This window comes from Rothia sp. HMSC068F09, from assembly GCF_001812775.1.
GTDB classification, from domain to species: Bacteria; Actinomycetota; Actinomycetes; order Actinomycetales; family Micrococcaceae; genus Rothia; species Rothia mucilaginosa_A.
This window is the reverse complement of sequence record NZ_KV810409.1, coordinates 142,023-155,446: the sequence shown is the minus strand read 5'-3', so window position 1 is coordinate 155,446 and position 13,424 is coordinate 142,023. Positions and strand designations below refer to the sequence as shown.

Below are 13,424 nucleotides of genomic sequence, written 5' to 3'. Positions count from 1 at the left end.
CGTGCTCGGGGCGGTGAACTGCGGCGAGCCTGCCATGCGGTAGAAGAACGCCGCCATTGCGCCGCGCTCAACGGACTCCAGCGGGCGGTAGGTGCCGTCCGGGTAGCCGGTGGTGATGCGACGCTGAGCCAGCCACGAGATTTCGGTGTAGAACTGGTCACCGGACTTCACGTCGGTGAAGCGGGACGGGGTGATGTACTCGTTCTGCTGCTCCTTGACGTTCAGCACCTCGGCGCGGTCGCCGGTTGCGCCGTTCACGCCCGAGAGGTCGCCGGTGCCGTTGTGCAGGTGCAGCAGCAGTGCCTTCGCGGGGGTGCCGGACTCACCGAGCGCGGGGAGGGCGTCGGCGGAGCGGTGTGCCTCGAGGGAGCTACCGGGGGCGTCCGGGAAGAGACCGGCCACGGAGGAGGAGTCGCCGCTGAACCACAGCTTGGGGCTGAAGGGGCGGTACTTGATCCAGCCGGTTTCGCTGACGTTGCCCCACTCGTACTGGGTGGTGGCGCTGACGCGGTACTGGATATCCGGGTTGTTGGCGCTGGTCAGGCCCAGGTCCTTGAGGGGTGCACCCATCACGAGGGTGTTGGTGTCCATCATGTTGGTGTCGGTATCGCCCCAGGCGCCGTTGAGCGGGTAGTAGGCGAGCTCGACGAGGCTACCGTTCTTGTAGCCGTAGAGGCGAACCAGCGGGAAGTCCAGGCCCTTGGCGCGGTCGGTGACCAGCTTGTAGTCGGCGCGGTTGTTGCCGTCGGTATCAATCTCCACGGTGAAGGTGTTCTCGTAGGAGACAACATCCCAGTTGGCCCAGGTGGAGATGCCGAAGCGCAGGGTACCGTCGTCGGCGTTACCGCCGGCGGCCTTCAGCGCGGGAGCGTCCGAGGAGGCACCCACGTACTGCAGGTTCGCCTTGACGTTGCTGTTCAGCGACAGGGAGGTGGGGGCCACGCGGTCCACGCTCGCACCGTACTCGAAGGCGCCGAGCAGGGAGCGGTAGCCGCCCTGGTTGACCTCGGTGCCCTTGAGGGTGACGGGGGTCTTCTGCCAGCCGGTGTCTGCCTTCTGAGCCTCTTCGCTAGAGGGCTTCTGGGAGAAGGTCAGGGCGCGGTCGGCGGCGTGCATGGTGCTGACGGGTTTGGGTGCCACATGGATGGGCACGCGCAGGTTCTGGCCGTTGTCCTCGGCGAGAACGAGTCGGCCGGAGGCGCTGGCGATGTACTGGCGGTACTGCGCCGGAACGGTTTCAACGCCGGTGTAGTAGTCGGTCGCGTTCTGGGTGACGTCTGCCGCGGGGTCGCGGGTCTTTTCCAGCTTGGACGGGTCGATGCGCACGCTCAGGGTGAAGTTCTTGGTTTCACCGGGTGCCAGCGTCACGGACTCGGGGAACGAGTATTCCACTCCGGGAATATTGGTGCTGGGGGCGTAGGACAGCGCGTAGGTGTGCGCGGCGGAATCGGTGTTCTCCACCGTCACCTCGCGGGTGAGGGTCTGAACGCCGGCATCCGGGGCGTACTCGAGCACGCCGAAGCTCACCGAGGTCGTGTTCGGGCTCTGGGCGTTGTAGGCCAGGGACTTCGACTGCACGGCCGCAAGGGTGTCCACGCGTCCGGCACCCACGCGGTCCACCGCGTAGACGTCACCGGATTCGGTGCGCACATCGTGGGTTGCGGTGTTGACGAGGGCCGACTTGACCTGTGCGGGGGTGTAGCTCGGGTGGCTCTGAATGACCAGGGCCGCGGAACCGGTCACGTAGGGGGCGGCCATGGAGGTGCCGCTGAAGGTCACGGAGCCGTTACCGGTCGCCACCGCCGCGGAGGTGATGTACGAACCGGGCGCCGCAATATCGGGCTTGGTGTAGCCATAGCTGCCGTGGAAACCGCGGGCGCTCATGGGGTTCAGCTGATCCAGCTTGCCGGTGTCCACGCGCAGGGAAGCCTTCAGATCGTTGCCGAGGCGCACGGTCAGGGGCTTGCCGGCGGCTTCTGCCGCGGTGATCTGTGCACGCAGGTCCTTAGCGGCGGATGCTGCCAGGCGGAAACCGGGCAGGGTATCGTTACCGGCAATACCCAGGCCGGGTTCTTCGTCATTGCCTGCAAGCAGTACGCCCTTGGCGCCTGCCGCCTCCAGGTTGTCGAAGCGCACCTTGGATCCGCAGGCGAGTTCACCGTCATCTTTAGCCCAGTCGATGAGCACCCACTTGCCCTTTACAGCTGCCGCTTCGTCGGCGCTGAGGGCGTTGCAGGCGTAGCGGTTGTTCTCGGAGATTGCGGTGAGTTCACCGGTGAATTCCTTGGTGCCCGCCTGTGCCCAGGGGTAGGAGACGCTGTAGTCGCCGCGTACCTTGCGGGTGGTGCCGGCGGCGGGGTCGGTCAGCTCTGCCGCATCGACGGCGCGGGTGGAACCGTAGGCGTTAGCTACGGTGATTGCGCTGGAGGCGGTGGCGGGGTGACCGGAGTTGGAGTAGGTGTCACCGCGCAGGCTGTAGTCGTTGGCGTTACCCGCGGAGATTACGGAGAGCACGCCGGCGCGGGTGAGCGCGTCAACGGCGTAGGCTTCGGGGTCGTCCTGCGGGGAGAATTCGCCACCGAGGGACATGTTGACCACGTTCACGCGGTCGGAGAAGTCGCCGTCACCGTTGGGGTCGAGGGCACGGTCGAGTGCCTCGATAACGACGTTGGTGCTGCCGCTGCAACCGAAGACGCGGAAGGCGTAGATTTCAGCGTCGGGGGCGACGCCGGGGCCGATCTTCATGGTCTTGAGCTGCTCTGCGGTGAGCTTGCTGTAGTCGCCGGTGAAGGTGGTGCCGTCGGAGTTCACGCCGTAGCCTGCCGCGGTGCCCGCCACGTGGGTGCCGTGGCCGCCGGTGGTGCAGTCGAGCGGGTTGCCGTCGGGGGTTGCGGTGTTGGTGCCGTCGTAGGCGTCACCAACGAGGTCGTAGCCGCCAGCAACCTTGGTGCGGTTGATGAGCCCGGAGTCTGCGGAGGGCAGCTCGGTGAGCTTGGATGCCTTCTCGTAGTCTTCGAGCTTGCCGCTACCGCCGAAGTCGGTGTGGGTGTAGTCGATGCCGGAGTCGATGACGGCGATCTTCACGCCCTTGCCGGTGTATCCGCCCGCGCCGGCGGGGTTGGTGGTGCCGGTCCAGGTGGCGAGGGAGCCTGCGTCAATAGCGGCGCCCGCGTTCTGGCGGTACTTGGGTAGGATGGGCGAGATCTTCTCTACGTCGGAGCGGTTGGCGAGTGCCTTGATGGACTCTGCGTCACCGCGCACTGCCACGCCGCGTACCGCGTTGTGGGTGGTGTAGAGGACCTGTGCGCCGGACTGGCTGCTGACCTGCTGTGCCTGGCTCTGCACCTGGGAGGCGATTGCCTGCACCTGTGAGCTGGTGTTGACGGGTGCCTGCACGCCGGCGCGTACGCCTGCGGGCTGGGTCTGTTCAAAGGCGCCCTTACCCTTGAAGCGGACGAAGGCGGTGACGGTGCCGCTGGCGTTCTTCATGCTTTCGCTGAGTACCTGCTTGACGGCGTCGGGGTCTTCCGCGGCGTGGGCGGTGGCGCCCAGGGCTGCGAGGGGGCTCAGTGCCATGCTGAGGGTGAGTAGCCCGCTGCCGATTCGGCGTCGATGCGACCGGCCGCGGGGGTTTGGGGAGGCGGTGTGTGTCACGGTGCTCCTTTGCTTGGCTCCCGGGGTGTTTCTGGGAGGCTTGTGGTGTTGTTCTGGTGGGTTCCAGCTGAACTTGAACACACTAGATGTGAACTAGAATACACCCCAAAATGGCTTGTGAAGCGTTTATTACTCCTAAATGCATCAAAATGTGGACATGTTCGACTCTTTTCTTTTGCATGTTTTTCATTTGCATTCGGGTTCAGGTTCTTTTCAGGTTCGGTTGTTACTGTAAAACCATCTATTGAACATCTATCAAAAATGCTGGGATAGGGAGGGCCGAACCATGGTCAAGCGACGTGTTTCCACTGAGGATTCTGTTCTGCTGATGTCACCCCAGGTTATGCACGGCCGCCCCGGCCCACGGATAGAACGCATCCATAGGGGAGAGGTGCAGGGCATCCTCACTGAGCGCAGCTCATCCGCCTGGCAGATTGGCGATGTGGTAGGCTACGCCCCCATGGAAAAGCCCCGCGAAACCTTCAATACGAAGGGCTTCTTCACCGATTGGAGCGGCTTCACCTGGTATGTCCTGGGGCCGCTGCTGCGGATGGTGTTCTGGGTAGCTCTCTTGATCGCGCCGGTGAGCCCAATGTTCCTCTCCCAAGGTCCTTGGGGAATAAGTGAGGAAATAGGGACGGTGATCTTGATGGTCATCTTTATCCCCCCGCTACTACTCATTGTGGGTTTCGTCGGCATCCTCGCAGGACTCTGGTGGCTGTTCCTCTGCGTAGGAAAGTTTCTGAATGCTGTTGGGGATGCTGTCGAATCGACGCGCCTGCTCGTTAGGCAGCACAAGATTCAGCAGGATTTTCAATTCCGGCTGGTGTACGAGTGCACCCCGCTTGACGGTGGTTCAGCTGAGGCATTGCTGCACCGCATCCTTGAATCGCACCAGGAGGAGGAATCATGACCGACGATAACAACCAGCCCATCGACGACCAACCCGTTTCCCCTCATCAGCGTGTTTTGAAGGTGGCGCCGCAGGTGCATTACGGTCGCCCCAACCCGCAGCTGATGCGCATCCACGCCGATGATGTTCAGGGAACTCTCCCCCAGGGAGAATTGCCGGAGGAACACGGCGGCGAGCTGGTCGGGTACAGCCCCCTGTCGGTTCCTTCCCGTAAGTCGAGTTCAGGGAAAGATGGAGTGGAGGCGGTGGTATGCCTGGCGTTGGCTATCGTGGCAAATCCATTCGTCTATATACTGGCAGGTCCTATTCTGGGCGAAGAAACCTTGGTGTCTCTTTTTGGTGCATCCCTAGGATTTTTGATGCTGAGCTTCGGTATTCTTCCTCTGGTGCTGCTCGTCTTCTCCTCGTGGGCTGTTATCAACTTCTTTGCTGTGATGGCGAAATCTACCGGGAAGCGTGAGACCGAGGAGAGATTCAAGTTCCGGTTGGTGTACGAGTGCACTCCGCCTTCTGAAGCAAACCAGGAGGGCGACGCTTCGCCTCAGCAAGATGTTATCGACCAACCGGTGATGGACTCTGGCCCCCTGCCCACTTCGTTCCAGAAGCCGGGAGGATGGTTTCTGTTCTTGGGAGTTTCTATACTGAACCCCTATATTGCGGCGGCGATTCTCTCCGTCACCGCTCTGTTCGGGCGGGGAGAACTCGTCGCAGCTCTCTTTACTGCGGTGAATCAGGTGAGCGCAGGACTCATGGGGATTCCCGGCATCATCTGGTGTATGGCGTGGATTCTGAGCCTTGTGCGGCTTAACGAAGCGGCCGAGGCTTAAGCAGGCTAGCCACTGGCTCAAAGAACAGCGGCGGGATTAAGCCCCCGCGCATCGAACACACAGTGTAGACAACACACAGACACTAACAAGCAGACAAGCATTGGAGGAGGTTACCGTGGCGGAGCATAGCGAAGCACCGAAAAACCCTCAGAACCCAACCGAGAAGAGCAGCCACGCGTATCAGCCACTGTGGGATATGGAGCAGCCCGCCCCCGATTACTCGGCTTTGCTTCTTCACGGAACGCCGGCTCCCGCGCCGACCGGGGAGATCCCCGAGCCGGTGAAGGAGGTCCTGGAAATACAGAAGGCTCATTCTGCATCCGCGCCTGCTGACCCCGTGGTTCCTGCTACGCTCGATTCTTCAGCGCCCAATTCTGCGGCGTCCGCTCTGGCGGTTTCTGCTCCTGCGCCGTCTGTGCAGGCTGCGTACTTTTTCCCTTCGGCGACGGGTCACCCGGTGCTGAACCGGCCGCTGTATGGCCGCCCGGGCCCCACGATGCGCCGAATGTCCCCGATGGGCACGGATACTGGTGCATCTGTATACCAGCAGGTGCCAAGTGTGTTTCCCACCTGGCAGGAGGGGAAAGTAGTGGGTACACCACGACCTATTGGGTACATCTCAGCGACCCCACTTGCGGGTAAGGTGCGTGTATCAGACCTGTGGTGGAAGGCGTGGCCTGAGTTCATAGTGCTCTTCTTCGTGGGTGTGGTGTTTAATCCCCTGACTTATCTTCTGTTGGCTACTGTTACAGAGGATCCTAGCTTCGGTGGGTTTATTTTCTATCTCTTTCTGATGCTTTCTCTGGCGACATTTGGTCTTCCCCTGTTCTTGTGGGCTGGTGCGCTGATTTTTGTGCTACTCCGAGTGAGCCGAAAGTATCGGGCGCTGAAGTGGAAGGCCATGCCACTCGGGTCGTTCTGGTTCTACCTGGTGTATGACCGCCTGCCTAGGGACTCCGAGGAAATGCAGGGAATCCTGGGTGCAGCGTCTTCGATGTCTTCCGTGGCGTCAGCCCCTCAGCCGCTGAGTGCCCCGAGCCCTACCTCAAGCCCTGTTCCAAACTCAGCGGATGCATCGTAGTCGACTTCCCGTGGGTCCCTGGGCTCCAGTGGTGCTGAACCCCCGGCAGTGTTAGCACGTGCGTGTTGGCGCTTGTCGGGGGCTTTTTCTCAGCTTTTATCAGGCAGGTTTCAAGGGACTGCCCAGCGCACGCTGGTACGGTGGTGCCACTAGGAGTATGTCTGGTGAGCGAAGGAGACAACCATGGCAGACCGCCCCACTGAAAAGAAGGAAATTGCAAAGAAGGACGAGGCGTACCAGCCCCTCTGGGACACCGACCAGTCTATCCCGGAATACATGACGCTACTCATGGGCGAGCAGACGCAGAAAAATGAAGACGCTGAGCCGCACGAAAACTCCGACGACATCGAAGACGAAGAGCTAGAGCACCCCGATCCCGATTATGAATACGTTTACCCGGGTGCCCCCAAGCGCTACGACTCCGCGCGGGAAGACTCTCATGACAACGACACCGACGACATCGAAGAGCCGGAAGAGGCATCAGAAGATACCCCGGAAGATACTCACGAATCTCGTAAGGACGACGAGGCGAACCACCCGGTAGCGCTCGCCTCCTCTGCGCTCAACTCCACTGCGCCCACCCAGTCCACTGGGCCCGCCCAGCCTGTACTCTCTGCCCGTGAGCGGGCCCAGGCAATGCAGACTCAAACGATGCACGCCTACGGCGAGTACGTTCAGTTGGAATCCCTCGGTTTGAGCCCGGGCGCTATCCTGCCGGTCATCCCCGACCCGCTCTTCGGCACCCCCGACTCAAAACTCATCGAAATGCGCCTGCTCGACCGCTCCCACGACGAGTCCGCACCCATGCAGGCGTGCGCCGCCCACCTGAACCCGGTCAAGGTTGAGGAGAACCCCATATCGCGGGCGGCAATGCTGCAACCGGTGGGCTACGTTCCAGTGAATAGGCCGCCGACAAGGTACAGCGTTGAAGATTTGAAGAAGGAGCTCACCCTCACGAACATTTGGCTTGCTGCCCTGCTGATACTGAACCCCTTCGTGTTGGCGCCTCTTGCCAGCATCGTAGACCCCGAATACGGGTTTATGGTCGCGTTCATTTTCGTAGTGATCGGCGTGGGGTCAGCATTTGTGGTGCCAATTCTGTGGATCATGGGCATAGTTCGCACCTTCAAACGCCGGAATCAGATAAATGACCTCATCGAGGAGGGGCAGGCCCCGCCCACCGAGTTCTGGTACTACCTCGTGTACAACCGCCTGCCGGACGGCTACACGGGCGTCAATGGCTTCACGAAGGAAGAAGAGGATTCTTTCTCGGTGTACGAGTTTCTGAAAAAGCAAGAACACGCAAAGCTACACGAGGCCGCCGCACAGCGCGAGGCTGCCGCACTACAGAAGCCCGCCGCGCATCCTGCGCTCGCTGATGAAGAGAAACAGGACTAACCTCGGTCAGCCCACACCGTATAACGACCTGCCCCTCCACGTACGTAACACCGCGTGGAGGGGCAGGGGCGTCTTTTTGTGTCATATTCGGGTTTCTTCGTCTGTTGTCCGGCGAGGGTTAATATTCCATTTACTTTGCCTTGATAGGGTGAAACCATCACGAGCGTTGCGACCAAGTAGAGCGAGGCGGGCACCCTCCGAGAACGGCGAGTTAGCCTGCCGCCGCACCTCAACGATTAGCTGTATCCACTCATCGATAGATTAGGAAAAGAACGATGTCCCAGAACCCGAACCCTGAACAGTACAACCAGTACTCCCAGCAGGCACCCTCCTACTCGCAGGCGCCGGGTCAGCAGCCCAACGGTTACGTAGTCTCCTCCAAGGACGACCAGAACATGGCGATGCTCGCGCACCTGGCTTCTGCAATTCTGTCTCTGCTGTCCTTCGCATCCGCAAGTATTCTCGCGCCGCTGGTCATGTGGTTCATCTACAAGGACAAGCCCGGTTACTCCTTCACTAAGGAAGCATCCCGCCGCGCGTTCAACTTCAACTTCTCCCTGTGGGTCATCAGCATGGCTTCCTGGCTGCTGATTATTCTGACCTTCGGCATCCTGGGCATCATCCTGTGGGTCGTCCCGATGGTTGTGGCTATCCTGATGGTTATCTTCCACAGCCTGGCTGCTCTGGCCGCAAACCGCGGTGAGCAGTACACCTACCCGATGACCTTCATCGAGATCATCAAGTAGTCTTCATAAGCTCATACCGGTAGCGCCCCCGTCCAAATATCGGATGGGGGCGTTGCCGTGCCCGGTGAGGCTCACCGGCACCGTATCCGGCACGCCTACCGCCCCGTCACACGGGACTTAAAGGGGCGGGCACGGTATCATTAGAAGAGGTATGCCTACCCGGATCATGAGGCGGTAGGTCGCCGCCGCGCCGTGAAATCCGGTGCGTATCTTCAAGGCTTTCAAGGAGCACAAAAATGTCAGCTGTCGTGATTGTGGGCGCCCAGTGGGGCGATGAGGGTAAGGGTAAGGCAACCGACCTGCTCGGCCCCCGCGTAGACTACGTGGTCAAGCCCAACGGCGGTAACAACGCCGGTCACACCGTGGTGGTGAACGGCCAGAAGTTTGAGCTGAAGCTGCTGCCCGCCGGTATTCTGAGCGACAACGCCGTCCCCGTGATTGGTAACGGCGTGGTCGTGAACCCCGAGGCTCTCTTCGCAGAGATTGAAGGCCTCGAGGCCCGCGGCGCTGACACCTCCCGCCTGAAGATTTCCGCTAACGCGCACCTGGTGGCACCCTACCACCAGACCATGGATAAGGTGACCGAGCGCTTCCTCGGCAAGCGCGCCATCGGCACCACCGGCCGCGGTATCGGCCCCGCCTACATGGACAAGGTTGGCCGCCTCGGCGTGCGCGTGCAGGACATCCTCGACGAATCCATCCTGCGCCAGAAGGTTGAGGGCGCGCTGCGCCAGAAGAACCAGCTGCTGGTGAAGGTCTACAACCGCCGCCACGTTGAGGTTGAGGAAATCGTCGAGTACTTCATGTCCTACGCCGAGCGTCTGAAGCCCATGATCGTGGACACCACCCAGCTGCTGAACAAGGCACTGGACGAGGGTAAGACCCTGCTGATGGAGGGCGGCCAGGCCACCTTCCTGGACGTGGACCACGGCACCTACCCGTTCGTGACCTCCTCGAACCCGACCGCCGGCGGCGCCTGCGTGGGTTCGGGTGTGGGCCCGACCCGCATCACCCGCGTAATCGGTATTCAGAAGGCGTACACCACCCGTGTGGGTGCCGGCCCCTTCCCGACCGAGCTGTTCGATGAGATGGGCGACTACCTGCGCACCACCGGCGGCGAGTTCGGTGTGAACACCGGCCGCCCCCGCCGCTGCGGCTGGTACGATTCCGTGCTGGCACGCCAGGCCGTGCGCATCAACGGTTTCACCGACCTGTTCATCACCAAGCTGGACGTGCTGACCGGCCTGGAGAAGATTCCGGTCTGCGTGGCCTACGATGTGGACGGCGTGCGTCACGACGAGATGCCGATGACCCAGACCGATTTCCACCACGCTAAGCCGATTTACGAGTACTACGACGGCTGGACCGAAAACATTTCGGATGCGAAGAGCCTGGATGAGCTGCCCGAGAACGCCCGCAAGTACGTGCTGAAGCTGGAGGAGCTCTCTGGCTGCCGTATTTCCGCGATTGGTGTGGGCCCCGACCGCGACCAGACCATTGTGGTTCGCGACCTCATCAACGAAGACTAAGCGCAATAGCTCAATACGCGAAAGCCCCCGGAAGGTGCCTTACAGGTGTCTTCCGGGGGCTTTCCCATACTATCGACAGGAGCGTGATCGGAGACTTATCACATGGCGGGTGGGAGGCGCCTGCGGGTGACTGCGGAGAGGTGCATCCCGTATGCTGGGTAAGGGCCACAAAAGTGGTGCTAGTGCGTTCAGAGGAGAAAAGCGATGTCCTATATCACCGGAGCTATCTACCCGAGCTCGGACCGCCCTCAGCTGGGTGCCACCGAGGAAGAAACCCTCCGCGCCTACGCGGACAAGAACACCGCCGTAGCCCTCGGATACGCCAACCCCGACATCCACGAACTACACGCCCTGCAAAAAACCTTCAACCTGCACGAGCTCGCCGTGGAAGACGCCACCCGCGGCCACCAGCGCGCCAAGCTCGAACGCTACGGAGACTCCCTCTTCGCGGTCATCCGCCCCGCCATCTACCTCGACAAAGAAGAAGAAGTGCGTCTTAGCGAACTGCACCTCTTCACTGGCCCCCGCTACACCCTCGCACTCGTTCGCGACGAACAGCGCATCAACGACAAGTTCAACCTGCTCTACGCCACCCCCGATGCATCCCCCGCCCGACTGCTGCACCGCATCCTCGACAGCACTGTCGACAGGTACGCCCCCGTGCTCGAGGGACTCGAGAACGACAACGACGAGATTGAAGACATCCTCTTCTCCACCAACGAGCGGCGAGACGCCAACTCCCTCGCCCAGCGCATCTACGAGCTGCTCAACCAGGTCATCGACTTTCAGCGAGCCTGCCGACCCCTCGAACCGATGATGGGTCGCATCATTGAAGGCCTACGCACCGGCGCGCTCGACCCGTCCCCCTACCCGGGCGCGAGCCAGGGCGAGGTTGAAGACGAGGCCGTGGAGCTGGCCCGCCAGTTCCGCAACGTGCTCGACCACGTAACCCAAACAAAAGAACGCCTCGAAGACCTTCGCAGCTCCCTCGAAAACGCCCTGCGCGTGCACGACACCCTGCTCGGCCAGCAACAGAACGACGACACCAAACGAATCTCCGCCTACGCGGCACTCCTCATGGTGCCCACTATCGTTGGCTCGGTGTACGGTATGAACTTTGAGGTTATGCCCGAGCTCAAGTGGGAGTTCGGCTACCCCGCAGCCCTGCTGCTGATGCTGGTCTCCTGTCTGCTCCTCTACTGGTTCTTCAAGAAGAATAAGTGGCTCTAACAGTCCACAAAACGGCACTGGCTAGGCCTTTGAACGCGTATGCCGAGTAGGGCATACACACATGCCTTACGCGGCGCGGTCGTACTGGGCGCGCATCGCGCGGCGGCAATCGCGGCGCTCACGCTTGAACTTCGTGCACACAGCCTTCGGGTCGTCGAACATGGAGAAGTCCTTCGGCTCAGCCGCCAGACCCAAGGTCGACAGCTCAACCATCGAAAGCATCGCGTAGAACGTCTTGCGGCGCAGCTCAAAATTGCAGGCACCCGGAGCGGATTCCACCGCGAATACCGCATCGGTGCACTCCAGAGAACGCATGGCCCAGTGCTTGACCCACAGGTCACCATTGACCGGGCTCACGCCCAGGCGGGTCAGTGCCAGCCCGGTACCCTGCACGCGCTCAAAACGCAGGCACATCTCCAGGTCCTTCTCCAGGGGGAACACGAACAGCAGAGCGTTCTGGGCCGCAGCTCGTAGCTCGCGCAGGTTCTCCTCGTAACCGGAAGCACCCTGAGTCAGGTGACGCATCACGCGGCCCATAGTCGAGGATACCGGCGCGGTACGGAAGCATGAGCCTTCGGCAACCAGCTGCTCCAGAACGGTGCGGAACTCCTCCACGTCGAAGCGTTCCATACGCACCACGGTGCCGCACTGCATCAGCCAGTTGAACTCCTCATCACAGCGAAGCTGCTCATCGGCAGTGCAAGAAATCTGCGCCTGTACGTACTGGCCCTCGCGAGTGGTGTTTTCCATGACCGTTCCTTCCGTAGATGCTGAATTGGCCCGTTAGCAACACCGCGGGAGGCGGCGTGCCCGGTCGGAAGGACCGTCCCTTCCAACACCTACACTCTATGGGCGACCCCTGACACGATAAGCGTTCTTTGTTTTACCCCCGGGTAAATCTAGAAAATATTTAACGCGCCGCCGGGCACCTCGCTGAGAGGCACCCGGCGGCGCGTTACAGGTTCGTGGTTTGCGGCGAAGGCTAGTGGCGCTGACGGTTCAGCAACCACAGCATATACAGGCCACCAATTGCACCCGTCACCAGGCCCACTGGAATCTGGAAGGGCGCCAGCGCGCGGGCCGCCACAAAATCGGCCAGCACCAGGATTGCCGCACCCATCAGGGCAGAATGCCACATGGCCGTGCCCGGCGTGTGCCAGAAGCGGCGCGCCAGCTGCGGGGCAATCAGCGCCAGGAAGCCAATCGGGCCCGCGACGGAAATCGCAATAGCCACCAGCAACACGGCGGCGGCCACCAGCAGGTTCACGCTCCTCTTGACCGGCAGGCCCAGACCCGCCGCCAGGTCGTCGCCGAGCTCCAGGGTGCGCAGGCGGCGCGTCAGCATCAAAATCAGGGGAATCGCAATCACCAGGATGATGGACTGCACCTCCATCTGCCCCCACGAGATGGCATTGAGCGAACCGTGCTGCCAGGTCTTCGCGGCTTCGGCCTTCTCCAGGTCGCCGCGCGTAATCAGGTAGTCGTTCACGGAGCTGAGCATCGCGCTCACCGCGATACCGATGAGCACCATCTTCTGACCCATCGTGGCGCCGCCGCCCAGGCCGGCCAATAGCATCACCACGGCCGCCGTCACGAAACCACCCAGGATGGCGCCCATGCCCATGCCCACGCCGGTTGCGGCCAACGGGCCGATGAGCACCACCGACAGGGCGCCGGTCGCGGAGCCCACCGTGAAGCCGATAATATCCGGCGAACCCAGAGCATTGCGCGACACCGACTGGAAAATCGCGCCCGACAGGCCCAGGGCCGCACCCACGACAAGGGCCGCGAGCATGCGGGGCAGTCGCTGATTGAGCACCAGCTGACGTTCAATCTCGGTTCCCTCGCCCTGGAATATCAGGCGGAAGACCTGCTCGGGGGTCATCTCGTAGCTCCCATAGATCAGGGATGCGGCGGCCACCACCAGAATGAGTGCCACCACCAGCAGGGTGCGGGGAATCGGGGTGCGGTAGCGTCCCGGGATGCGGATGCGCCCGCCCGCAGTGCGGGAGGACATTGAAACAGTGCTCATACGTCTTTCACCAC

Annotated in this window: 9 protein-coding genes; 6 read left to right on the top strand and 3 right to left on the bottom strand. The window is 61.6% G+C overall.

Translation table 11 applies throughout. From position 1 onward, the window contains the following. Positions 1-3,576 (bottom strand): S8 family serine peptidase (locus HMPREF2874_RS00620; protein ID WP_371440535.1); only part of this gene is annotated, 3,576 nt, incomplete at its 3' end. 364 nt (positions 3,577-3,940) lie between these two features. Between HMPREF2874_RS00620 and HMPREF2874_RS00615 the strand changes: the two genes are divergently transcribed. The 6 genes from HMPREF2874_RS00615 (at position 3,941) to HMPREF2874_RS00585 (ending at position 11,378) form a co-directional block, all read left to right on the top strand. Then, entirely contained in the window at positions 3,941-4,567 is a 627-nt protein-coding gene (locus HMPREF2874_RS00615; RefSeq protein WP_070648424.1) for a hypothetical protein, read from the top strand. Next, positions 4,564-5,394, top strand: a complete 831-nt coding sequence (locus HMPREF2874_RS00610; RefSeq protein ID WP_070648422.1) for a type VI secretion protein — start codon at positions 4,564-4,566, stop codon at positions 5,392-5,394. Before HMPREF2874_RS00615 ends, HMPREF2874_RS00610 begins: the two co-directional genes overlap by 4 nt. A gap of 1,264 nt (positions 5,395-6,658) precedes the next feature. After that, positions 6,659-7,873 carry a pyruvate ferredoxin oxidoreductase gene (locus tag HMPREF2874_RS00600; RefSeq protein ID WP_070648417.1) on the top strand — a complete coding sequence of 405 codons (1,215 nt, stop codon included), beginning with the start codon at positions 6,659-6,661 and terminating at the stop codon, positions 7,871-7,873. Positions 7,874-8,148: 275 nt separating this feature from the next. Beyond that, positions 8,149-8,619 (top strand): DUF4870 domain-containing protein, encoded by a 471-nt coding sequence (locus tag HMPREF2874_RS00595; protein ID WP_012904287.1) that lies wholly within the window; start codon positions 8,149-8,151, stop codon positions 8,617-8,619. 236 nt (positions 8,620-8,855) lie between these two features. After that, positions 8,856-10,148, top strand: coding sequence for an adenylosuccinate synthase (locus HMPREF2874_RS00590; RefSeq protein WP_049361888.1), 1,293 nt, complete (start codon positions 8,856-8,858; stop codon positions 10,146-10,148). Positions 10,149-10,352: 204 nt separating this feature from the next. Then, the gene (locus HMPREF2874_RS00585) at positions 10,353-11,378 is read left to right on the top strand and encodes a magnesium and cobalt transport protein CorA (protein ID WP_070648415.1); all 1,026 of its coding nucleotides are present in this window, start codon (positions 10,353-10,355) and stop codon (positions 11,376-11,378) included. A gap of 66 nt (positions 11,379-11,444) precedes the next feature. Here the strand turns inward: HMPREF2874_RS00585 and HMPREF2874_RS00580 are convergent, their stop codons facing one another. Beyond that, positions 11,445-12,128, bottom strand: a complete 684-nt coding sequence (locus HMPREF2874_RS00580; protein ID WP_070648414.1) for an integrase — start codon at positions 12,126-12,128, stop codon at positions 11,445-11,447. A gap of 232 nt (positions 12,129-12,360) precedes the next feature. After that, positions 12,361-13,410, bottom strand: a complete 1,050-nt coding sequence (locus HMPREF2874_RS00575) for a FecCD family ABC transporter permease (RefSeq protein ID WP_049343544.1) — start codon at positions 13,408-13,410, stop codon at positions 12,361-12,363. Positions 13,411-13,424 lie beyond the last annotated feature (14 nt).